Genomic DNA, 23,064 nt, shown 5'->3' with positions numbered 1-23,064 from the left:
GCCTCGTGCCCGGGGCGCCTCGGCGCGATCCGCGCCGCCTTTGTCTCGAAGCTTTCCATCCCACAGGGACCAACGATGCCCGTGTTCGCTTCCCGCGCTTTCTGGATGTCCTCGTCGTGCTGGACGCGCGGCCTGATAGGCTCGGGTCTGGCGCTCGCCATTGCGGCGGCCGTCGGCGGAACCGCCTACGCCCAGGCTACGACGACCCTGCCGTCGATGCGCTTCGTCCGCGGCGAACTGGTCTCGCCCAGCGCCGCGATCGGTTACTACGGCGCGGCGACCACCCGCAGTTCCAGCTTCACTGGCGTCAGCGGGTTCGAGGGACGGCCGCCCGAGGTGGTGGAACTGGCTCGAGCGCTGAAAGGCGACGAGACCGATCAGGGCAAGATCGCCGACCTGATCCTCGAGCACGTGCGCAACAGCGCCGACACCGCCTTCACCTTCGGGCTGAGCAAGGGGCCGCTCGGGGTCATCGTCGACAAGTCGGGCACCCCGTTCGACCAGGCCGCGCTGGTCGTCGAACTGGCCCGGCAGTCTGGCCTCAACGCACGCTATCGCGTTGGGCAGGTCCGTCTCACGGCCGCCCAGTTCGCGGACTGGACCGGCGTCGGCGACCGCCAGGCCGCTTGCCGCTTCCTGGCCAACGGCGGCATCCCGGCGAGTTTCCCCGAGGCGACGCCGGCCGACTGCTCGTCCGGCGGGACCTTCTCAACGGTGACCCTGCTGCACGCTTGGGCCGAGGTTGAGGTCGGCGGGGTCTGGCGAACGCTGGATCCCAGCTTCAAGTCTCTCAAGACCGCGCCGACCCGCGACTTGACGGCCATGGGCGGTTTCAGTTCGGGGGCTGCGGCCACGGCCGCAGCTTCCGGCCTGCAGACGGGAACCCAATCAGGCGCGCCTTTCATTCGCAACATCGCCACCGAGCAACTCGACGCGCAGCTTTCCGCGCGCAGCGTGCAACTGCTCAATGCGATCCGGACGGATGCGGCGACGGATAATCTGGGCGCTCTGATCGGGCGCCCAGGATACGTGGAAACCTATGTCGGGTCGTCTCAATGGTCTTCAGCGCCGGCCTATGTCGTCACCGACGCCGGACAGGTTTTCAGCGGAGATCTGCCCGACCAGTACCGCACGAAGCTGCATGTCCGTATCGAGTTCTGGATCTACCCGAATCCTCCGGCCACGGGGCCCGCGCCTTTGGAGCGGCAGCTCTATATGGATGAGGCCTATGGCCGTCGTCTGGAGATAGACACCGGCTTCGACGACAGCCTGACGAGCTATCACAAGGATCGCGTCTCCATTGAGCTCGATGACGTGGCCTTGGCCACTTGGAGTCGCGAATGCCCGGGCTATGCCAATGGCTGCACTCCTGGCTTCGATGGGGTGCTGCAACTGGCGATCGACCACCCCTACGTCTCCGGAGGCGGAACGTTTGCCGACCAGACCATCCGGAAGCACGTCGGGCTGACGGTCCCGGTGGCCATCGTCGCGGGCCTTGGCGAGGCGTCCGACGCGCTAGCGGCCAAATGGGGCGGCGAGCGCGCTGAGGATGAGCTACTTCCTCGACAGCAGGGTCTTTACACATGTCCCGACGGTCAGGAATACAAGTGCCATCCCATGTTCCGCAGCTCGGCCGGCGACATGACGCGGCAGAAACTCGCTGCGAACTGGCTGGCTCAGACATCCAAGGCGCTCGGCATGCATGCCCAGTTGGGCGCCGTCGCCGCACAGCATCACCATTCGATCGGCGTGGTCGCCTGGCGCTACAAGGTGGAGTCGCGAACCGATCTGACACTGGTCAATAATGTTCCGCAGATCGGCGACTGGGACATCGTCGATCAGCTGACCAGTCTCGACATCGACACCGTGGTCAGCGTGGCCAGCAAAACGAACGACGCCAACCGGGCGAAGGCCGTGTCGCGCGCCTTCGCCGCCACCGCCGCGACTCTGGAAGGGGCCTTGGTCGAGCAGACCATGGATCTGCCCGACGGCGCTTCCACCGCCGCGCGGTTCGGATGGGGCAACCGACCCGACGAGGATGACTGCCAAGCCGGTCCCCGCCGCTTCTATGACTATGCTGCGGCGTCCGCGAGCGTGTGGCCTGGGCTGATGGAGTTCGAGGGGCGCGTCAGCGGCTGTGCGCAGGCCAACCCCAATGTCAGCGCTATTACAGTGACCAATGCTCTGGATCGCCTGACCTCCGCTGTTGATCGCTACACGTCCGCCGGCTTCCAGAACGTCATATCGTCGTCGGAATCCTTCTTGGGTCCTGGCTATCGGATAGGCGCCGAGTTGAAGCCGGCTTGCAGCGAGTACTGGGGCTGCACCCCGACGGGCTATGACCAATCTCGTCAGCGCGGCGCGGCGCTTGTCGCCTCGAAGTACGACGCCAGCGGCAATGTGCTCGAGATCGCTCACGCGATCGTCGACTACACGGGGCTGACCAAGGGCGGCGCCGGTAAGGAAGTCGACAAGATCGGCGCCTATGACATCAACAAGGCCGCCGACGTCCTGAAGGATCGCTTCGTCGACCGAAGCGCGGCGCTTGGCGTCGATCTGAAGTCCGGCCTGGCCGGTTACTCCACGCCGGTCCTCGCAAACGTAGGGGGAGCCGCTCCTTACGGCCTGGAGTACAAGCTGACCTACAAGGCTGGCGCGCCGTGCATCGGCCAGACCGGACCTTGCACGGGCCCCACGGCAGGGGGGTGGGTCTCCAACTGGGAGATCCATTTCAGCGTTTCGGCCAGCGCCGCCGAGGCGCTGGGGGCGAGCACGGCCCAAGCCGCTCCAGCCAGCCTGGCGGCGTTCTGGTCGATGCAGGACATCTACGCCAGTACGACGCTGAGCGAGCTCCAGAAAGACGTCTACGCGACCCTCGCGGCGGACTGGTGGCGTCGGCAGATGGTTGGCAACGTGGCGACCGTAACCCGCGCTGGGAACGGTCTGCAGTTCATCAAGCTGGCGGACGGGAACTGGTTTGCCCCCACAAGTCCGGCGACGCGCTTGTTGCAGTCGGGCGCCGTGCACAAGATCCGGGACCAATGCGGGTCGATGTGGCCTACCCGTCGTTGGAACTGGCTGAACACTTCCTTCGTGGTTCGCGGCGGCGGTGGTGACGATCTTGCCTTCACCCCTTGGCAGACGAACTACAACGCGCCGGACGTCTGCTCCTTCACCTATGGCTTCAAGCCGACGACCTGGACCTGGCCAAAGGGCGTTTCCTACACGTTCCAGACCGACGGTTTTGGCAAGGTCACGGGGGTCAGCAACAATCTAGGCCGTTCCGCGACCCTGAGTTACCTGGACTTTGTCAGCGGCGGCCAGACCGCTTCGCCGGTCGTGAACGCCGCAGGGCAGGCCACGCGAGTCGATCTCCTCAATCCAACGCCGCGTTCCGCCAGCGTGCGTCCCGTGCCTTTCCAGCGCGTGGGGACGATCTACGCGCCGGTCGATTCCGCTTCGCAGCTGGCCCAGGCACGGCCGAGCCTGTCCTACACCTATGACGCTGTCGGCAGGGTGCGTGAGGCCCGGGACGGCGTGGCCATCGAGAACGGCTTGACGCCGCATCGGTTTTTCTTCGCCGAGGGGGTGCGCAGCCAGCGTGTGGATCCACTGGGCGGGCGCTTCACGGCGTACTTCGACCAGGATGGCGACAGGGTTCGCCTGGTCGATGAACTGGGGCGGTTGAGCCTGGCTGACTATGACGGTCGCCACCGCGTCGTCACTCGCACCTATCCGGAAGGGGATGTCGATCAGTTCCAGTATGATGACCGTGACAACGTCATCAAGCTGACCAAGACGCCCAAGCTGGGGTCGGGTCTTGCCGCGCTCGTCGCCGAAGCGGGCTATCACCCGACCTGGAACAAGCCCGCCTGGGTCAGGGACGCCAACGGCCACCAGACCGACATCACCTATGTGTCCTCGGGCGCAGGCCTTGGAGAGGTGCTGACGGTCGAGCAGCCGGCTGTGACGGGCGGACGGCCCACATGGCGTTATGAGTACGACGCCTACGGACAGCTGACCAAAGCTACGGATCCCACTGGGCTCGTCACGCAGACCAGCTACGACGCCCAAGGCAACGCGAAGACTTCCGCCATCGATCCGTCGGGGGTTAACGCTCAGACATGCAGGACCTATGACGCGGTTGGCAACGTCGTGTCCGAGAGGGATCCTCGCGCCGGGATCTGCCCATGATCCGGCCGAATTGCGGGTGTCGCGGGTTCAGTTTGCGTTTTGGGGTTAGTCTGGCGGCGCTGGGTGTCGCGCTGGCGGGCGGGCCGGTTTGGTCGCAGGCGCTGAGCGGCGCGGACTACACGACCTATTTCCAGTACGACGCCATGCGGCGTCCGGTCCTGAAGATCGGTCCGGATCCGGATGGGTCGGGACCGCTGAAGCGAGTGGCCGAAAAGACGACCTACGACGCCTCGGGCCGGGTGGTGCGGGTTGAGCTCGGGGTGGTGAGCGACGCGTCGGGCTCGGACTTCACGGTCAGTCAGACGACGCGGACCCGCTACGACGCCTCTGGCAATCGGACCCAGGTCTGGGCCAATCCCGGCACGAGCGCGGCGAGCCTGACCCAGACCCGTTACGATGGGTTGAACCGTGCGATCTGCACCGTCACCCGGATGAACGCGACGGCGTTCGCCAGCCTCTACGACGCGGGCGAGCGCCCCGACGCCTGCGCCTTGACGGCGCAGGGCGGGCAGGGGCCCGATCGGGTGTCCAAGACCGAGTTCGACGCGGCGGGCCAGACGCTCAAGACGATGCAGGCGGTAGGACTGGCCGAGCAGCGGACCTACGCGACCTGGACCTATACGGCCAACGGCAAGCAGCAGACGATCACCGACGCCAACGGCAACAAGACCACCCTGGCCTATGACGGCTTCGACCGGCTGAAGTACCAGTACTTCCCTTCGCCGACCCGGGGATCGGGCGTGTCGAGCACCACCGACTACGAGGAGTACGGCTACGACGCCAACGGCAACCGCGTCGGCTGGCGGCGGCGCGACACGACGATCACCGGATACGGCTACGACGCGCTGAACCGGATGACGGCCAAGGAAGGCCCGGGCTTTGCGACGGTGAACTATGTCTACGACCTGAGCGGGCGGCCCACCTCGGTCCACTTCCACGCCTCGGGGCAAGGCGTCGCCTACGGTTACGACACGGCTGGGCGGCAGACGGGCGAGACGACTTTCGGCCGGGCCTTGACCTACGAGTACGACAAGGCCGGCAACCGCACGGTGATGCGCTGGCCCGATGGCTATTACGTCGTCAATGCCTTGGACGGAGCCGGTCGGCTGAAGTCGGTGGCGCTGACGACAAACACGCCGTTCGTGACCTACGGCTTCGACAACCAGGGACGAAGAACCTCGGCCAGCCTCTTCAACGGCGCGACGTCGAGCTGGGGGTACGATGCGGGCGACCGGCTGACCAGCCTGGCCCACGACCTGCCCGGAACGGCCCAGGACGTCAGCTTCGGCTTCGCCTACAACCCGGCGGGCCAGGCCACCAGCCAGTCGACCTCCAACAGCGCCTATGCCTGGAACGCGCCGACGGTCGGCCTGGCGGCGACGGCCGACGGCCTCAATCGCGACGCGGCCATCGCCGCGGCGGGCGGCTACGGGCTCAAGCAGAACCTGATCAACGACGGGGCCGGGCGTGCGTTCGGCTACGACGGCGAAAGCCGGCTGATCCGGATGAACGGTCCGGCGACCGCGGAGCTGGAATACGATCCGCTGGGGCGGCTTTCGAAGACCACGATCAACGGGGCCGTCACCCAGTTCCTATACGCTGGCGACAAGCTGGTGGCCGAGTATGACGGCGCGGGCGCGGTGCTGCGCCGCTATGCGCCCAGCTACGGCGTCGACGAAGCGATCGTATGGTGGGAGGGCGCGGACAATCTCACGCCCCGCAGCCTGCACACCGACCGCCAAGGATCGGTGATCGCCGCGGCCAACTACGGCTCGGCGCAGGTCTACACCTACGGGCCCTATGGCGAGCCCGGTGACAACTGGAGCGTCGGCAGCCGCTTCCGCTACACCGGCCAGATCGCCCTGCAGGAGTTGAGGCTCTATCACTACAAGGCCCGCGCCTACGACCCGGCCCGCGGCTGGTTCCTGCAGACCGACCCCATCGGCTACAAGGACGACCTAAACCTCTATGCCTACACCGGCGGTGATCCGCTGAACGCGCACGATCCGAGCGGTCGTGAAGCAGCCAGGCATTGGCCTGGGCCGGAGCTCGCGCAAGGAAACATGCGACCGGTGTTGCGCGGTTCGCAGCCTTTCGTCCCGCCATCAAAGCAACAAGCTAGGCCGTCGTCGCCTGCTTGGCCTGTCTCTCCGGACAGGAGGGGGAACGTCGTGGTGACCAGTCCATACGGTCCTCGGGTGGCGCCCTCGCCTGGCGCTTCCGATCCCCATACGGGGACCGATTTCCGTAATCCCAAGGGCGGAGACGTTTTTGCGACCCAGGATGGCGTTGTCTCCAAGGTCGGACCTGGCGCGGGTGGAAATCAGATCATCATCAGCAACGACGATGGAACGACCAGTGGCTATGCGCACACGGGGGCTGCCGGAGGGATCGTACCGGGAGCGGTTGTCGAGCAAGGTCAGCAGATCGGCACGTCTGATGGCTCGGGCACCAAAAATCCGCATACCCACTACACTTTCAAGGATACGAACGGAGATCGTCAGGACCCGATGGCGTCGCAGTTCAAGGACAAGCCGGGCGGGTGTGTGAAAGGAACAGCGGGATGCCCCTAGGACATGAAATGAATAGTCTTCTTCGTGGCGCCTTCGCAGGCTTGTTCATTATCGCTGTTCCAGCGTGCGGCGGATCCGTTGCTGACGATGCAGGCGTGGCAAAAGCGGAGAAGAAGGTCACTGCCACTGCGCAGACTGATTTTGATTTGAATGCGCGAAAATTCCTGAAGCATCTTGCGGACAGGGATTACGACGCTCTGTCCAGTTATGACAAAAATATTCAATCGGACGCCGAGACGCGCAAGCGTGTTCGAGATTATCTGGACGGTAAGTTGTCCAGGATTGTTGATGGTGGTGATGTAAAATTCAAGAAGTGGGGCGGGGATTCGATTAATTTCAACGTAATTTATTATGACGCGGGTTTTGAGGGGGAGGTTTCTGGCTCAAATACAAAAGCAATGAGAGGAGCTTATTTAGAAAAATACTTCATATGTGAATTTTCTGTCGTTGGCGGTCAGTGGCGACTCAGAAATGGATTCTGCATGGATGAGGCGGGCGATCCGTACGGCGAAGAGCCCGATGTCTGAAGTGACGGCGTCTGCGGGAGAAATCATTCACGCGGATCCGAGGATCGCGCGGGGTTCGCGCGAGTTTGCGCTCCCCCCAGCGGCGCAGGTCGCGGAGGCGCCGAGTGCCGCCTTCGACCGCGCTGCGTTAGGCCGGGCCAACGGGCGCGAAAGGCTTCCGATGGGGGCGATGGAATTGGGGCATGCCTGTAATGCTAGGGAAGACGTTGGGGTCAAACCGCGGGTTCAGTTTGCGTTTTGGGGTTAGTCTGGCGGCGCTGGGTGTCGCGCTGGCGGGCGGGCCGGTTTGGTCGCAGGCGCTGAGCGGCGCGGACTACACGACCTATTTCCAGTACGACGCCATGCGACGCCCGGTCCTGAAGATCGGTCCGGATCCGGATGGGTCGGGACCGCTGAAGCGAGTGGCCGAAAAGACGACCTACGACGTTTCGGGCCGGGTGGTGCGGGTTGAGCTCGGGGTGGTGAGCGACGCGTCGGGCTCGGACTTCACGGTCAGTCAGACGACGCGGACCCGCTACGACGCCTCTGGCAATCGGACCCAGGTCTGGGCCAATCCCGGCACGAGCGCGGCGAGCCTGACCCAGACCCGTTACGATGGGTTGAACCGTGCGATCTGCACCGTCACCCGGATGAACGCGACGGCGTTCGCCAGCCTCTACGACGCGGGCGAGCGCCCCGACGCCTGCGCCTTGACGGCGCAGGGCGGGCAGGGGCCCGATCGGGTGTCCAAGACCGAGTTCGACGCGGCGGGCCAGACGCTCAAGACGATGCAGGCGGTAGGGCTGGCCGAGCAGCGGACCTACGCGACCTGGACCTATACGGCCAACGGCAAGCAGCAGACGATCACCGACGCCAACGGCAACAAGACCACCCTGGCCTATGACGGCTTCGACCGGCTGAAGTACCAGTACTTCCCTTCGCCGACCCGGGGATCGGGCGTGTCGAGCACCACCGACTACGAGGAGTACGGCTACGACGCCAACGGCAACCGCGTCGGCTGGCGGCGGCGCGACACGACGATCACCGGATACGGCTACGACGCGCTGAACCGGATGACGGCCAAGGAAGGCCCGGGCTTTGCGACGGTGAACTATGTCTACGACCTGAGCGGGCGGCCCACCTCGGTCCACTTCCACGCCTCGGGGCAAGGCGTCGCCTACGGTTACGACACGGCTGGGCGGCAGACGGGCGAGACGACTTTCGGCCGGGCCTTGACCTACGAGTACGACAAGGCCGGCAACCGCACGGTGATGCGCTGGCCCGATGGCTATTACGTCGTCAATGCCTTGGACGGAGCCGGTCGGCTGAAGTCGGTGGCGCTGACGACAAACACGCCGTTCGTGACCTACGGCTTCGACAACCAGGGACGAAGAACCTCGGCCAGCCTCTTCAACGGCGCGACGTCGAGCTGGGGGTACGATGCGGGCGACCGGCTGACCAGCCTGGCCCACGACCTGCCCGGAACGGCCCAGGACGTCAGCTTCGGCTTCGCCTACAACCCGGCGGGCCAGGCCACCAGCCAGTCGACGTCCAACAGCGCCTATGCCTGGAACGCGCCGACGGTCGGCCTGGCGGCGACGGCCGACGGCCTCAATCGCGACGCGGCCATCGCCGCGGCGGGCGGCTATGGGCTCAAGCAGAACCTGATCAACGACGGGGCCGGGCGTGCGTTCGGCTACGACGGCGAAAGCCGGCTGATCCGGATGAACGGTCCGGCGACCGCGGAGCTGGAATACGATCCGCTGGGGCGGCTTTCGAAGACCACGATCAACGGGGCCGTCACCCAGTTTCTATACGCTGGCGACAAGCTGGTGGCCGAGTATGACGGCGCGGGAACGGTGCTGCGCCGCTATGCGCCCAGCTACGGCGTCGACGAGGCGATCGTATGGTGGGAGGGCGCGGACAATCTCACGCCTCGCAGCCTGCACACCGACCGCCAAGGATCGGTGATCGCCGCGGCCAACTACGGCTCGGCGCAGGTCTACACCTACGGTCCCTATGGCGAGCCCGGCGACAACTGGAGCGTCGGCAGCCGCTTCCGCTACACCGGCCAGATCGCCCTGCAGGAGTTGAGGCTCTATCACTACAAGGCCCGCGCCTACGACCCGGCCCGCGGCTGGTTCCTGCAGACCGACCCCATCGGCTACAAGGACGACCTAAACCTCTATGCCTACACCGGCGGTGATCCGCTGAACAAAACCGACCCTACGGGCAATTGCAGGACCCGCGACAAGGAAGGTGAGTGCCAGGTGACAAACACTGCGGGGGAGGAGGGAGACAAGGCGGCGAAAGACCTTCAAGCGCAGGTTCGACGTGTCGACCATGCGATCCGCTCGCTCGACCCGAAGGCCAAGCTCACCGTTAGCATCGGCGGCGGCAAGCCCCGTGAAATGAGCGGAGCACAGGTCAAGAGGGCCTGGGCGAAGACGGATTGGGCTGTGGTTCCGAACGGGACCAAGATCAATGACTATGGCGCGGGGATAGATAGAAACGGGCAGTTCAGGGGCACGCCGAGCTATCTGGAGTCATTCCGCGACAGCGCCACACGTTGGCAGCGCGACGCGGATGAGGCGACCCGTTCGGTTGTCATCCATGATTTCGGGCACAGGACGCGGATTGGCGAGGCGATCGCTCGGATGTATCCGTGGAATACGCAGTTCGATAACCAAGAAAAAGCGACCAGCAAACTTGGCAAGGCAATAGGCGAAACAATCGGGGAAACATTCAATTGCGCAACTTTCGACCTAGGCTGTTGATCGCCGTTGCTTTCATGGCCGTTTTTGCGAACGGGTGTGCGGCGCAGGTTAAGCCTCCGGCGCAGGCCGGCGGGGTCGCGCGTGTGTTGCGCCTCGACCTGAAAAACGGAATTGCGAGGTCGCCGGAGTGGACTGTGCGCACGAGCGATTGCTCAAACTCGGCCTTCTCCTGTCTCCTCGTGCCGGGACACATGGTGCTGGCGTTCCCTCGCTCATGTTCCCGCAACACGGCCGATCTGCCAGCGCCCTCCGAAGTCGGGACGCTGGCGATGGTGGCCCCATCGGCGCACCTGGCCCCGCCTGCGGGATCTTACGTTGCGAGTTCCTTTCCTGAAGTGCTCCTGCGATTTGATCGGCAGAGAGGCGTCTTTGAGGCGCGGCGTTTGAAGAAGGGGCCCTCCGACCCCGAGTTCGATCCGAATGAATACAGCGAGCGCTTCGATATCCAATTGGAAGGCGGGGGGGCTCTTTTCGCTTGTCCCTGACGCACGTTCGTTGCTGACGCCTCGGCGGGGAGCGCTGCGGCGAATATCAGGCGGCCGGGAAGTCGACCCTGTGTGCTTGTCTGGTGAGCGCTTGTGACCCAGTGTACGGCAAGCAGGCGCTGAGCGCGGCGATCGCGCGGGCCTCGGCGACAAGGCGTGCTTCGCCCGGCGGACCGCTTTCGGGGCGAACGATGCGGGGTGGGGCGGCCATCAGGCCGCGGTGATCGAGCGTCACTTCCAACTGCACGGGCACGGTCGACCGGCCAGGCAACTGCTTCCAGCAAGGCTCGACGAAACCGAACAGTCCTCCGCCGCCGGCGCCCTTGCCCTTGGTGGGCGAGGCTGAGCGCGGGCCGGCCGCGGGCTTGGCGGCGGCCTGGCCGGTTTCGCGGCCCGCGCCTTCACCGCCGCGATCGTCTTGTCCCTTGCCGCGCCCCTCACCCTGCTGGTCGCCCCGGCTCTGGCGGGTGCGGGAGGCTTCGACCGCCTCGAACAGACTGCGGGCCGAACTGCGCGGTTGGGCGGCCTGGGTGACGGGGATGGCGATCTCCGGATCGGCTTGGCGCAGCCTGGTCAGAAGCTGGGCGATCTGGGCCGACTGCTCCCGCGCCGGATCAGGCTGCTCCTCGCCGGCGCGGCCTGACAGTTCGATGGCCACATACGGCTCGACGGCGCCGACCGTCTCGCCGCCGCCGGCCATGGGCAGATCACCGCCGGCCTGACCGAACATCGCCAGCAGCAGGAGTACGTGGAGCGCAGCTGACGCGGCGAGCGCGGCTGTCTGCCGATTGCGTCGTGAAGCGAGACTGGGAGGCAAGTTCGAGTAACCGCTGGTTGCGCTCTGCGCTTACATGATGGAGTGAAGCTTCGGAAGGCCTTGAGCGGGAGCGGGCGCGTCGGGGGCGATACGGGCCGGGGTGAGGATTTGTTCTGGTGACCGCCTCCGCGGTCCGCGCGGCGATGCGGATTTCGCGGCCGTCGATGCTTTTGTGGCGTTCGTGGCGTTCTCGATCTGCCTCGGCTTGGCCTTGTTCGCGGCGAATGTGTCGCGCCGCCCGTCCGAGGTGGCGGCCGAGTCGAGCCGGTTCCCATATGCTTCTTGCCTATCTGGTCCAACCCGCCTCGGCCTAGGCTAGTGCGCCAAAGGGGGGGGCTCGAGTGGATGGCCTGCCCGGTCATGATCTTGCTGCCAGGTGGTATGGTCGGGCTGCGGCTGCCCCTGGCATTGCGGAGCTTGGTTAGGCGACTCTGCGCTAACTTTTTTGAGGGGCGGCGTTTTCCACGGAAGTGCCAGCTGATGATGCCGATGCATCAGGGTGGCCTCAATCAACCTTGACTAGGCGCTGGCTAGGCGTCTCTGCTCATCGACGGTGAGGTTGTGGCTCTTCACGGGGCGGCCCATCCATCAAAAATGGAACAAAAATGCTCAAAAAGAAAATCGGCATCGTGTCGATCTCGTTTGCCTTGGCGCTCGCCGCGCCAGCCTCCGCCAACTCGCCGGACAATACAGCGCAGGCCGTTATTTCTAGTATCAATGCCCGGGATCTTGGATTTGACTTCTATATAATCGGAACGACAAATCCAATGAATTGTAGCAGGCCGGAGTTGTTTCGAATTTCGAATTCCATGTCGAATAGGGATGCCATGGTGTCTCTCCTGATCACCGCTTTCACAACTCAAAGATCTGTATCGGTATATGCGTATTCTTGTGACTCTGATGGGGCGTCCCTGGTGGCCGGCGTAAGGGTGTACTAGGTATTTTTGTATTTGAGGCTGATGTTTCGGTGGGTGAGATTTGGGAAGTTTCGTGAGTGTGTTTTTTAGAGCGAATTTCGCGATTGCAATCGTTTTGATGGTTTCGTCAGGCGGGGTGGCAATTGCTGATCCGGTAGAAGTTGAATACACGTACGATGCGCTAGGTAGGGTGATAAAGGTCACTCAGAGCGATGGGCAGTTGGTGACCTATACGTATGACAAAGCTGGAAATCGCACATCACACCAGGTGAGTGGTGGGAGGAGGGGTAAAGTTGTCGCTTTGCCGCTCTTGGGCGGTCTTGTTCTGCCGATTAGGTGACGGCAATTTTTCGATTGATCATATGTAATATGCATGATTGTGGTCTTTCGTTGAGGAATAATGCTAAATTTTATATCGGTTACACGAGCGCTTGTTGAGCATCTGGAGTGTTCTGTCAGTATTCGGCGTCGACTACTATATAGTGATAAGATAAAAGTGATGCTTTGAGCTGGTGAGGCCTCTCGGGCCGAGCTCGCGACAACGGTTGCGGATGCCGTCGCGTTGGACGCTCTCCTGAACCGGCCCACAGATTTCCCCGCCCTGGTCCGGCTGGCGATCGGCCATGCCGTCGCCAGCCGGAGTCAACTCTGTCTGTCTCCGCGCGAAGAGATGTGTCGCCGGACGATGGCATCGGGGCCGGGCGGCCCCGATCGCCGATGCGGCCCACGCCACCACGTCCGTCGGCGTCGCCGTTGAGCCGTTCGCGGCGTGAGGCAAAGCACTGGCGGGTGACGATGCTGTTGCCACGAGGGGGGGGCTTGGTTGGGCGCGCCCCGATGAAGTAGGTCAGCGCTCAAGGCGTCCAGAAGCGGCTCGCGGTGATCCTTGTGAGGACGTCCTGAAGCGAGACTGGGAAGCAAGTTCGAGTAACCGCTGGTTGCGCTCTGCGCTTGTATGATAGAGCGAAGCTTCGGAAGGCCTTGAGCGGGAGCGGGCGCGTCGGGGGCGATGCGGGCCGGGAGTAAGATTCGTTTTCGTAGCAATCATTGCGGCCCGCACGCCGAGGCGGGGTTCGCCGCCGTCGACGCTCTTGTGGCGCTCGTCGTGCTGTCGACCTGTCTTGGGTTGACCCTGGCCGCCGCCCACGCCTCGCGCCGCGCCGGCGACGCCGCCGCCGAATTCGCCCAGGCCCAGGCGCTGCTCCGCTATCTGGTCCAGACGGCGCCGGCCATACCTGGCCGAGCCGAGGGGCGCAGCGGGGTCCTGGCCTGGACGCGCGAGGTTGCGCCTCTGGGCGGCCCCGCCATGCGTCCTCGGATTTGCCGGGTTAAGGTGGCGCTGCGCGGCGGCAAGAGCCACCGACGTTACCAGATCGCCACGGACCGCGCCTGCCCGGAGGCGGCGTGATGTCCGATGACGGCTACACCCTCGCCGAGGCCCTGGCGGCGATCGTGATGATCGGCCTGGCTATCGGGGGGCTCGCCCAGGCGGCCCATGTCATCGGCCGCCTGCAGGAGCGGTCGGCGGCCGGCGTCCAGGCCCAGGCCCGGAGTCTGGCGCTGCAGCAGGGGCTGGACCGCCACCTGCAGGCTATCGAGCCGGTCTGGTCCGATCGCGGCGGCGCGCAGACGTCCAGCCGTTCGGCCGTGCTGCCCTGCGGCCATGGCGCGACGTGCCGGCTGGATCTCGAGCGCTCGGCCGACGGCGAGCGCCTGAACCTTCGCGACGGCAGGGGGCGCCAGCGTTCCCTGGCGCTGGGACCGACGCGCCGCGCTCGGTTCGAATATGTCGACGACGACGGCGTGCACGAGGCCTGGCCGCCAGCTGTCATGCCGCGTCGGACGTTGCGGGCCATCGCCGTGGTCGACGGCGAGCGTCCCCTGGCGGTCGCTCGCATCTGGCAGGTCCAGCCAGGGCCCTGCGTGTTCGATTCCGTTTCTGGCGAGTGCAGGAGCGCGTTGTGATCAAGCCCGCCAGTCTGCAGCTCGTCGAAGCCGAGACCGCCGAAGCCCTGGCCGAAGCCGCGGTCGTCGAGCCGCGCGTCTTCGCCCGCTCCATCGCCGCCCCGGCCGGCTGGCCGTGGGAGCAGGCGCGAGCCGCGGCGCTGGAGGCCCGTCATTCGGCGCCCCTGCCCGTGCACGAGGTGGCCCACCAGCTGCGCCGCCTGGAAGCCTGGCGACCCGGCCAGCCGGCGCGGTTCGCCGCCTTCTACGTCCGCCGCGCCGAGGTCGGCGACCGGCTGGAGACCGAGGCCCTGCTGGCCGGCGAGCGGCATCGCGTGGTGTTCGTCTCGTCCGCCCAGGAGCGGCGGCGGATGCGGATGCTGGCCCTGGTCGGCCTGGGCGCGGGCCTGACGATGTTCGCGGCCATGGTCGGCGCGGGGGTGGCCCGCCAGGCCGGCGAGGCGGCCGAAGCCCGCCTTGCGGCGCTGGAGGTCAGCGCGCGTTCGGACCTGCGCAAGGCCCAGACCGTCAACCGGCAGAGACGCCTGGCCGCCGCCATCGAGGACCGCGATCGCGGACCCGGGTTCGACATGCCGCTGTCCGATCTCGCCTGGAGCGCGCGCGGCAAGAAGCCCGAGGCGAGGATCCTGGCCTGGCACTGGGAGCCTGGCCTGTCGGCGGTCGAGAGCCGTGGCAAGGACAGTCCCTTCGCGGCTGCCGATCGACCGGTCCAGAGGTCGGGCGCGCCGGTCCGCCGGGGGGTCTGGCTATGGGGCGTCGGGCCCGCCGCCCAGACCGCCGAGCCCGTCGCCGCTGAGCCCCGCCGATGACCGTGAAAGCGCAGACCCCTGGGCCTCTGATGGTGCTGGGCTCCGTCCTGTCCGCCGCCAGCATTGCCCTCGTCGGCGCCTGGGGCCTGGCCAGCCTGGCGCGCCCGGTCGACCTGGAGAGCCGGCTGGAGGCCGTGACGGCCATGCAGGCGCGCACCGAGCGGCTGGCCGCGGGACGGGGCTCGAGCACGATCTATCCGGCCGAGGCCGTGTGTCCGTCCACTGGGGCCGCGGACCTGGCAGCCGCGCGCCAGCGCCTGGAGGCGATGGCGGCCGGAGCGGGTCTGACCCAGCCGAGCGTGAAGGTGGCTCCGGCCGCCCCCGAGTTCGGCGATCCGTTGACGCCCGTGCGGTTCACGGTCGAGGCCGGCGGCTCCTATGCGGGCGCGGTCGGGCTGATGGAGACCCTGCGGCGCGGGCCGATGCTGACCCAGGCCGACGCCGTGGACCTGCGCGGCGAGGACGGGTCGGTGCGACTTACTCTTGAAGGACGCTTCTATTGCTGGACCGCCGTTTCACGCTGATCCTCGCCGCCGCGCCCGTCGGGCTGGCGCTGGGCGTGGCGGCCTGGGCCGCCGCCGGCGGGCCCAAGATGGCCGACGAGCGCATCGCCGCCGTCGAGGAGGCCGCGCCGCGGCTGCGGGCCGGCCGCGGCGCGGCCTCGCCCGGCGCTGGGGACTGGAGCGGCGCGCCGTCCCTGTTCGCGGCGACCGCGGCGCCCGAGCCGCAGGTCCGCCTGCTGGGCCTGTCGCGCAGCGCGCGGCGGACGGCCGCACTGGTCTCGATCGGCGGCGCGGCGGCGGCCTGGCTGTCGGTCGGCGAAGCGCGCGACGGCGTGACCCTTGAAAGCGTCAGCGTCGGCGGGATCACGATCGATACGGCCGGCGGCCTGCGCGACGTGCGGCTGGGAGAGGCCAGCGCCGGGGCATCCGGGGGGACGGCTTCGTCGTCGATTTCGCCGTCGATGCAAGGTGACGCCGGGCCGCCTCCGGGGCGCGGACCGATCCCGCCGGCCAGCGCGCCGGCGATGAGCGGCATATGAGGAATTTTCGACTTTGGGGCGTGGCGTGAAGCGTTTGAAGTATAGCACGGCGGCGATCTGGCTGGCCCTGGCGCCAGTCGTGGCCGGCGTGTCCGCGCCAGGTGTCGCCTGGTCGCAGGGGCGGGCCGAGACCTACACCTTCGCGTTCCGCGACGCCGACATCGCCCAGGTGATTGAGGAGATCCTCGGCTCGACGCTCGGCGTCGCCTACACCCTAGATCCGGCGATCAACGGCAAGATGTCGTTCCGCATCGAGCAGCGACTGACCCGCGCCCAGCTCTACGAGGCGCTGGAGGCGACGCTGGCGGCCAGCGACATCGTGCTGGTGCGCGAGGGCGACAATGTTCGCGTGACGCCGCGCGCCAAGGCGCGTTCCGGCGGCGCCATCCGCACGGCCGGCGACGGTTCGCGCAGCCGTCGGGCGGGCTACGACGTGCTGGCCGTGCCCGTCTCGTTCGTGGCCCCCAGCGAAGTGGCCAAGGCGCTGGAGGCGATGAGCGGCGCAGACACGGTGCTGTACGTCAACGACAAGCAGGGCCTGATCATCCTCGGCGGTCTGGGTTCCGAGATCGACGCGGCGTTGGAGACCATCAAGGTCTTCGATCGCAGCGCCTTCGAGGGCTCGCGCATCCGCTGGTTCGAGCTGCGCCAGGTGTCGGCCTCCACCGCCGCCAGCGAGCTGGAGCGCCTGCTGCAGGCGGGCGGCATGACCGCGGTCACGCTGGTCCCGCTCAAGCGGCTGAACGGCCTGGTGGCCCTGGCCCGCACCTCGCAGGCCCTCGACGAGGTCGGCGCCTGGGTGCGTCGCCTGGACGTCGTCGCGCCCGACGCGGGCTCCAGCCTGTGGGTCTACCGGCCGCGCAACGTCGCCGCCGAGACGCTGGGGGCGACCCTGGCCAGCGCGTTTGGCGCTGAGGCCGCCTTCGCGGGCAGCAGCGCATCGAACAGCAGCTCCACCCTCTCGGCGTCGTCTTCTTCGATGATCGGCGGGGCGGGCGGCGGGATGTCCACGGGCGGTGGAACGACCGCCCCGACCATCGCCCCGTCGTCCGGCGGAGCGCGGGTGACCGCCGGCTCGGAAGGCGAGGACGGCGTCCGGATCAGCGTCAACAAGGACTCCAACACCCTGCTGATCTTCGCCTCCCAGTCGCGGTGGCTGCAGATGCAGAAGATCCTGGCCGAGATCGACCGGCCGGCCGGCCAGGTGATGATCGAGGCCTCGATCCTGGAGGTCACGCTCAACAACGACCTGCAGTTCGGGGTCGACTGGCAGACGCTGGGCGCCTCGGGCAAGCTGACCGCCAGTTCGATCTACAACGAAAGCGGCGCTGTCGCCCCGACCTATCCAGGCTTTTCGATCACCTACCTGACGGGCGATATCAAGGCGGCCATCAGCGCCCTGGGCTCCAAGACCGACGTCGAGGTCGTCTCGGCGCCGAAGATCGTCACGCTCGACAACAAGTCGGCCACCCTGCAGGTCGGCGACCAGGTGCCGATCGTCACCCAGTCGTCCCAGAACACGACGGGCGAGAACGCGGCGCTGATCAACACGGTCGACTATCGCAACACCGGCGTGATCCTGAATGTCACCCCACGCATCACCGGCGACAATCGCATCGTGCTGGAGGTGGCCCAGGAGGTCAGTTCGGTGGCCCGCACGGTCACCTCGGGCATCGACTCCCCGACCATCCAGCAGCGCAAGCTGGAAAGCACCCTGGCCATCGCCGACGGCGCCGTGGTCGCACTCGGCGGGATGATCAGCCGGACCCGCACACGCAACGAGGCCGGCGTGCCGGGGCTGCGCAGCGTTCCGGGCATCGGATCGCTGTTCAAGTCGCAGAGCCGGGACGAGAGCCGCACCGAGCTGATCGTGCTGCTGACCGCGCGGATCATCACCGATCCGGCCGGGGCCGAGCGGACCATGCAGGATCTCTACGCCGACCTGCGCGAGCTGCGCGCCCGCGGGCTGCTGCCCGATGGCCGATAGGAGCGGCGGCTATGTCAGCGGCGCGGCCCTCGCCGTGGTCCTGGCCATGGCGATGATCGCCGGCGCGGTGACCCAGCGCAGCGTATCGGCCTTGCGCCAGGCGCAGCGCGACATGGCCATGCTGCAGGCCGACTACGCCCTGGCCGGCGCGCAGGAGCAGGCCGCCGCGCGCCTGGCCGGCGACACCGGCGAAGGGCGACTGGCGTTCACCGTCGAGACCAGCGCCGGTTCGGCGGCCATCGAGGCCGAGCCCGAACGCGACAAGCTGCGGCTGGCCAACGGTGTGGCGGCAGGCGATCTGGCGGCCCTCGGGGTGGCCGATCCCCGCGCCCTGCAAGCCCGACTGACGGCGCTGGCCGACCTCTATCCCTCGCCCGAGACGCTGTCCCAGCTGGCGACGGCGCCCGACTGGCGGATCTGCGGGGCTTCCCTGGTCTCGGGCTGGGGCGAGGCGAACGAAGCGACGGTAAGAACGCCTGGACGGCTTGGGGCGCAGGGATCCGGCTCCCGGCTCGGACAGGTCTGGCGCTTGCGGGCGAGGCTCGATTCAGGTTGGACGGACGAACGCCTCGTCCGCTTCGTCGGCGGGGACCAGCAGGCCGCCGCCGTCATCTGGCGCAGCTTCAGGCGACAGGGAGAGGGCGGGGATCGATGCATCGGCAAGAAGGCCAAGAGCGCATGACCAGGAATGACGACGGCTATACCCTGACCGAGATGCTGGTGGTGATCGCCATCATCGGCCTGATCGCGGCGGTGCTGACGCCAAGCCTGATGGGCCAGCTGGGCCGTTCGCGCGTCAAGGCGGCCGAGTTGCAGCTGGATTCGGTGGCGGCCGCCGTCGAGACCTTCCACAGCGACGTGGGCCGCTACCCCACCCAGGCCGAGGGGCTGAAGGTCCTGGTCGACGCGCCCTCCGGCGATGACGCCTGGACGGGCCCCTATGTGAAGAACGCCAAGACCCTGCAGGACCCGTGGGGCCAGCCGCTGATCTATCGCCTGACCGACGAAGGCCAGGGCTTCGAGGTGTCCAGCAACGGCGCCGATCGCAAGCCGGGCGGAACCGGCGTCAAGCGCGACCTGCGTCGCCCTGAATGACGATCGACTGGCCCATGCTGGCGCTGGGCGCCGCCTGCGGCCTGCTGGCGGGACGTCTTTGCGGCGCCGTGGCTGGACGCACGGCCGGCGCTCGCGCGAGCGCCGGCGCGGTCGGCGCGACCTGGGGCGGGGGGCTGCTGTCTCTGCATTCGATCGGCCAGGTCGCTGGCGTGCTGGTCGTGCTGTCGGCCCTGACGGTCGCGCCCGGCGTCCGAGGCCTTCTGCTCGCGCTGCTGGGGCTGACGCTGCTGACGGCCGCCCTGGTCGATGCGACGACCATGCGACTGCCAGACGCGCTGACGGCGACGGCGGCCGTCGCCGGCGCCGTCCTGGCCTGGCTGGGCGGCCGGCTGGCCGAAGGCGCGGCCTGCGCCGTCGTCGCCGGCGCCGTGCTTCTGGTTCTGCGCACCGTCCTGGCCCGCCGCGCCGGTCGTCAGGCGCTCGGGCTGGGCGACGTGAAGCTGGCGGCCGCCCTGGCCCTGTGGCTGGGCGCGGCCACGCCCTGGTTCCTGGTGCTGGCGGCCTTGGGCGCGCTGGCCGTAATCGTGGTGCGGCGACCGGCCGACGGTCGTCTCGCCTTCGGTCCCTGCCTGGCGCTCGGCGCCTGGGTCGTAGGCCTTGCCTCGGAGGCTGGCCCATGGCCGATGTGACCCGCCTGCTGAACGATCCTTCCGCGCGCCAGCGCGCCACGCTGCTGGAGAACCTGCTGGAGGCCGGCCTGGTCGACGCCTCCGCCGTGGCCCGGGCAGAATTGGTCGCCTCGCGCACCGGCCAGCCGGTCGAGCAGGTGCTGAACCAGCTGGGCTCGCTGGCTGACGACGATCTCGCCCAGGCCTATGCCGAGGTTTCTGGCTGCGAAATCTGGCGCCCCGAGCGGCTGTCGCCCGCCGTCGACCCGGCCGAACTCGGCGTCTCCGAGGAGTTCCTGCGCCGGGCCCGCATCCTGCCGCTACGCCGGGTGCGCGACGGCCTGATCTGCGCCGCCTGCGACCCGCTCGACAACGAGGCGCTGAGCGGCCTGGTCTTCGCCACCGGCGAGACCGTCAGCCTGTTCGTCGCCCGGCCGGCCGACTGGCGCCGCGCCATGGACACGATGTTCGGCCAGGCCGCCCGCGCGGCTTCGGACGATGCGCCCGACGAGCGCCGACTGGAGCGTGAGATCGACCAAGTGTCGGACGGGGCGCTCGACGGCGGCGGAGCGCGGCTGGTCGCGGCCGTCTTCGAGGCGGCCCTGTCAGCGGGCGCGTCCGACATCCATTTCGAGCCGCGCCGCCACGACCTGGCCATTCGCCTGCGTATCGACGGGCGGATGGTCGAGCACCGGGTGGTCTCGGCCGACCTGGCGGCCCCCGCTGTGTCCCGCATCAAGGTCATCGCCAATCTCAATCTGGGGGAGCGTCGTTTGCCCCAGGACGGCCGCACCAGCTTCGTCGTCGGAGGCAAGGCGGTCGACGTGCGCGTGGCCACCTCGCCGACCGTGTTCGGGGAGTCGGCCGTGCTGCGGATCCTCGACCGCTCGGCCGTGCCGCTCGACCTGAAGGCCCTCGGGCTGGGAGTGGCGGTGTCGGAGCCGCTCGACAAGGCCGCGCACATGCCGCACGGCCTGTTCCTGATCACCGGCCCGACCGGCAGCGGCAAGACCACGACGCTCTACGCCATGCTGCAGAGCTTCGCCGGTTCGGCCAAGAAGGTGCTCAGCATCGAGGACCCGGTCGAGTACCACTTCGAACACGTCTCCCAGACCCAGGTCGCCGCCCAGCTGGGCCTGACCTTCGCCGCGGCGCTGCGTTCGTTCCTGCGCCAGGACCCGGACGTGATCCTGGTCGGCGAGATCCGCGATCCGGAGACCGCCGCGGTGGCCATCCAGGCGGCCATGACCGGCCACCTTGTGCTGGCCTCGGTGCACGCCAACGACGCCCTGGGGGTGCTCCCGCGGCTGCGCGACATGGGCGTGGAGCCCTATCAGCTGGCGGCGGCCTTCCGCGGCGCGGCCGCCCAGCGGCTGGTGCGCAGGCTGTGCCCGCATTGCCGGGTCGAGGGGCCGATCGACGCCGCCGGCGAGGCGGTGCTGGCGGCCGCTGGCCTTTCCGCGCCGCGCCGGGTGTTCCGCGCCGTGGGCTGTCCGTCGTGCAGCGGGGGCTTCCGGGGGCGGATGCCGATCGCCGAGGCCTTCCTCGCCGATGACCGAATGCTGCGGGCCGTGGCCGAAGGCGAGGGCGAAAGCGCCCTGGCTGCCCACGCGCATCGCCGCGGTCTGGAAAGCATGTTGCGCGACGGCCTGGCCAAGGCCCTCGAGGGCGTGACGACCATCGAGGAAGTGACGGCGGCGGTCCATGGCTGAGGGGGCGGGCCGCTTCGACTACGTCGCGCTCGACGCTGGCGGTCGCCGGCTCAAGGGGCGGATCGAGGCCGGCGGCGAGGCCCAGGCCTTCGAGCGCCTGCGGCGCGACGGCCTTTCGCCGGTCCGGCTGAAGCGGGCCAGGGACGGCGGCGCCGGCGCCGGAGGGCAGGGCGGATCGCGCCGGACGATCGACGATCGCCGGCTGTCGACTCTGCTGGGCAGTCTCGCCGACCTGCTGCGCGCCGGCGCCGACATCCGCTCGGCACTGGGCATTCTCGGCGGGCAGGGGGCGCCGCCCGCGGTGCGCGAGTTCTGTCGCCGGCTGGCGGCCCAGATCGGCGGCGGCGAGGCGGTCGAGGCCGCCTTCGCCCGCAACCTGCCGTCCAAGGACGCCTTCGTGGCCGCCTTCGTCGCCGCCGGCGAGGCCTCGGGCGACCTGCCGGGCGGTCTGCAGCGCGCCAGCGACCTGGTCGCCTCGCGCGACAAGCTGCGCGAACAGCTGATCTCGACCCTGTCCTATCCGATCTTCGTGCTGGTCAGCACCGTGGCGGCCCTGCTGGTCATTCTGTTGTTCGTGGTGCCGACCCTGACGCCGCTGGTCGAGACCTCCAACGGCCCGCCGCCGCTGGTCCTGGGGCTGCTGATCGGGGCCAGTTCGGCGCTGCAGACGAGCGGGCCCTATCTGGCGGCCGGGGCGGGGGTGGCGGCGATCGCGCTCTTCGTCATGGGGCGGGCGGGCCTGCTGGCCGAGCCGGTCGACCGGTTCCTGGTCGAAGGGCCCACCGGCCCGCTGGTCCGTCCCCTGGTGTTCGGCCGCTTCGCCATCGGCCTGGGCGGCATGCTGGCGGCCGGGGCGCCGATGTCGGACGCCCTGCGGCTGGCGGTTCGCGGGGTCGGCTCGCCCACGGCCCGGGAGCGCCTGGCGAACCTGGCCCCGACCGTGCGCCAGGGCGTGGCTCTGTCGGCGGCGCTGGAGCGAGTGCGGGGCTTTCCCACGGCCGCCGCCCGCCTGGCCGCGGTCGGCGAGGCCTCCGGCGCGCTCGGCCAGATGCTGGCGCGAGGCGGCCGGCTCGAGGAAGAGGCGGCCGTGCGGCGCATCGAGGCCTTCGGGCGGATGGCCGGCCCGGTGCTGATCGTGCTGCTCGGCGGCATGGTCGGTCTGCTGATGGCGGGCCTGCTGTCGGGCGTCACCGAACTGGGCGAGGCGGCGTTGCGCTGACCCGATAGAAAGGCCTTTGCTCGCGCTGTTGAAATAGCGCAAGGGCCCGCGCCGCGGGCGGCGGTCATCCGGGCGTTGGCCGCGACGGCGGCGACGCTGGAAGGCGCGGTTCCGGAGCAGGTGCAGGACACGCCAGACTCGGCCTCCACCGCCCGTCGGTTCACCTGGGCGAACGCGCCGGACTCCGTCAGCCAGACGGGCGCGCGCTACATCCCGGGAACGACGATGGGCGAAGATCCCGAGTTCGTGACGCGGGCCGCGATTCCGTTTCAGCGCGTGGCCTCCGGCGATGGCGCGCCGGCGACGAGTAGTTTCACGCCATCCACCTGGTACTGGC

Annotated in this window: 16 protein-coding genes; 15 read left to right on the top strand and 1 reads right to left on the bottom strand. The window is 68.0% G+C overall.

The features are described 5' to 3' along the window. Positions 1-75 precede the first annotated feature (75 nt). The 4 genes from V6S85_RS10715 (at position 76) to V6S85_RS10700 (ending at position 10,050) form a co-directional block, all read left to right on the top strand. Entirely contained in the window at positions 76-4,194 is a 4,119-nt protein-coding gene (locus tag V6S85_RS10715; RefSeq protein ID WP_334348932.1) for a transglutaminase domain-containing protein, read from the top strand. Positions 4,195-4,226: 32 nt separating this feature from the next. Then, a complete protein-coding gene (locus V6S85_RS10710; RefSeq protein WP_334348931.1) occupies positions 4,227-6,767 on the top strand; it encodes an RHS repeat-associated core domain-containing protein in 2,541 nt (846 codons plus the stop codon). Positions 6,768-6,775: 8 nt separating this feature from the next. After that, the gene (locus V6S85_RS10705) at positions 6,776-7,294 is read left to right on the top strand and encodes a hypothetical protein (RefSeq protein WP_334348930.1); all 519 of its coding nucleotides are present in this window, start codon (positions 6,776-6,778) and stop codon (positions 7,292-7,294) included. A gap of 230 nt (positions 7,295-7,524) precedes the next feature. Continuing rightward, entirely contained in the window at positions 7,525-10,050 is a 2,526-nt protein-coding gene (locus tag V6S85_RS10700; protein WP_334348929.1) for an RHS repeat-associated core domain-containing protein, read from the top strand. A 531-nt stretch (positions 10,051-10,581) separates the two neighbouring features. On the opposite strand, the gene V6S85_RS10695 is transcribed toward V6S85_RS10700, so the two are convergent. Next, the gene (locus tag V6S85_RS10695) at positions 10,582-11,265 is read right to left on the bottom strand and encodes a hypothetical protein (protein WP_334348928.1); all 684 of its coding nucleotides are present in this window, start codon (positions 11,263-11,265) and stop codon (positions 10,582-10,584) included. A 2,109-nt stretch (positions 11,266-13,374) separates the two neighbouring features. On the opposite strand from V6S85_RS10695, the gene V6S85_RS10685 reads away from it, so the two are divergent. The 11 genes from V6S85_RS10685 to V6S85_RS10635 are packed head-to-tail and all read left to right on the top strand — an operon-like array spanning position 13,375 to position 22,727. Continuing rightward, entirely contained in the window at positions 13,375-13,677 is a 303-nt protein-coding gene (locus tag V6S85_RS10685) for a hypothetical protein (protein WP_334348927.1), read from the top strand. Continuing rightward, the gene (locus V6S85_RS10680) at positions 13,677-14,234 is read left to right on the top strand and encodes a hypothetical protein (RefSeq protein ID WP_334348926.1); all 558 of its coding nucleotides are present in this window, start codon (positions 13,677-13,679) and stop codon (positions 14,232-14,234) included. Before V6S85_RS10685 ends, V6S85_RS10680 begins: the two co-directional genes overlap by 1 nt. Further along, entirely contained in the window at positions 14,231-15,043 is an 813-nt protein-coding gene (locus tag V6S85_RS10675; RefSeq protein ID WP_334348925.1) for a hypothetical protein, read from the top strand. Before V6S85_RS10680 ends, V6S85_RS10675 begins: the two co-directional genes overlap by 4 nt. After that, on the top strand, positions 15,040-15,567 hold the full coding sequence (locus tag V6S85_RS10670; RefSeq protein WP_334348924.1) for a hypothetical protein: 528 nt from the start codon (positions 15,040-15,042) through the stop codon (positions 15,565-15,567). The genes V6S85_RS10675 and V6S85_RS10670 overlap by 4 nt, the downstream gene beginning before the upstream one ends. Beyond that, entirely contained in the window at positions 15,543-16,085 is a 543-nt protein-coding gene (locus V6S85_RS10665) for a hypothetical protein (RefSeq protein ID WP_334348923.1), read from the top strand. The genes V6S85_RS10670 and V6S85_RS10665 overlap by 25 nt, the downstream gene beginning before the upstream one ends. A gap of 25 nt (positions 16,086-16,110) precedes the next feature. Further along, a complete protein-coding gene (gene gspD / locus V6S85_RS10660; RefSeq protein WP_334348922.1) occupies positions 16,111-18,072 on the top strand; it encodes a type II secretion system secretin GspD in 1,962 nt (653 codons plus the stop codon). Further along, complete coding sequence (locus V6S85_RS10655) at positions 18,062-18,754, top strand: hypothetical protein (RefSeq protein ID WP_334348921.1); 693 nt, start codon at positions 18,062-18,064, stop codon at positions 18,752-18,754. Before gspD ends, V6S85_RS10655 begins: the two co-directional genes overlap by 11 nt. Further along, on the top strand, positions 18,751-19,167 hold the full coding sequence (gene gspG / locus V6S85_RS10650) for a type II secretion system major pseudopilin GspG (protein WP_243410435.1): 417 nt from the start codon (positions 18,751-18,753) through the stop codon (positions 19,165-19,167). Before V6S85_RS10655 ends, gspG begins: the two co-directional genes overlap by 4 nt. Continuing rightward, positions 19,164-19,817: a prepilin peptidase gene (locus V6S85_RS10645; protein ID WP_334348920.1), complete on the top strand. Its 654-nt coding sequence runs from the start codon at positions 19,164-19,166 to the stop codon at positions 19,815-19,817. Before gspG ends, V6S85_RS10645 begins: the two co-directional genes overlap by 4 nt. Further along, the gene (locus V6S85_RS10640; protein WP_334348919.1) at positions 19,805-21,508 is read left to right on the top strand and encodes a GspE/PulE family protein; all 1,704 of its coding nucleotides are present in this window, start codon (positions 19,805-19,807) and stop codon (positions 21,506-21,508) included. Before V6S85_RS10645 ends, V6S85_RS10640 begins: the two co-directional genes overlap by 13 nt. Then, positions 21,501-22,727, top strand: coding sequence for a type II secretion system F family protein (locus tag V6S85_RS10635; protein WP_334348918.1), 1,227 nt, complete (start codon positions 21,501-21,503; stop codon positions 22,725-22,727). The genes V6S85_RS10640 and V6S85_RS10635 overlap by 8 nt, the downstream gene beginning before the upstream one ends. Positions 22,728-23,064 lie beyond the last annotated feature (337 nt).

Origin of the sequence: Caulobacter sp. CCNWLW153 (genome assembly GCF_036889365.1) — a bacterium.
GTDB lineage: Bacteria > Pseudomonadota > Alphaproteobacteria > Caulobacterales > Caulobacteraceae > Caulobacter > Caulobacter radicis.
This window is presented reverse-complemented; position numbering and strand designations above follow the sequence as displayed.

Bases quoted from the DNA above. Each gene is read 5' to 3' on its own strand.
- V6S85_RS10715 (WP_334348932.1), top strand. From the start codon at position 76: ATGCCCGTGTTCGCTTCCCGCGCTTTCTGGATGTCCTCGTCGTGCTGG.
- V6S85_RS10705 (WP_334348930.1), top strand. From the start codon at position 6,776: ATGAATAGTCTTCTTCGTGGCGCCTTCGCAGGCTTGTTCATTATCGCT.
- V6S85_RS10695 (WP_334348928.1), bottom strand. From the start codon at position 11,265: ATGTTCGGTCAGGCCGGCGGTGATCTGCCCATGGCCGGCGGCGGCGAG.
- V6S85_RS10680 (WP_334348926.1), top strand. From the start codon at position 13,677: ATGTCCGATGACGGCTACACCCTCGCCGAGGCCCTGGCGGCGATCGTG.
- V6S85_RS10670 (WP_334348924.1), top strand. From the start codon at position 15,040: ATGACCGTGAAAGCGCAGACCCCTGGGCCTCTGATGGTGCTGGGCTCC.
- V6S85_RS10655 (WP_334348921.1), top strand. From the start codon at position 18,062: ATGGCCGATAGGAGCGGCGGCTATGTCAGCGGCGCGGCCCTCGCCGTG.
- gspG (WP_243410435.1), top strand. From the start codon at position 18,751: ATGACCAGGAATGACGACGGCTATACCCTGACCGAGATGCTGGTGGTG.
- V6S85_RS10645 (WP_334348920.1), top strand. From the start codon at position 19,164: ATGACGATCGACTGGCCCATGCTGGCGCTGGGCGCCGCCTGCGGCCTG.
- V6S85_RS10640 (WP_334348919.1), top strand. From the start codon at position 19,805: ATGGCCGATGTGACCCGCCTGCTGAACGATCCTTCCGCGCGCCAGCGC.
- V6S85_RS10635 (WP_334348918.1), top strand. From the start codon at position 21,501: ATGGCTGAGGGGGCGGGCCGCTTCGACTACGTCGCGCTCGACGCTGGC.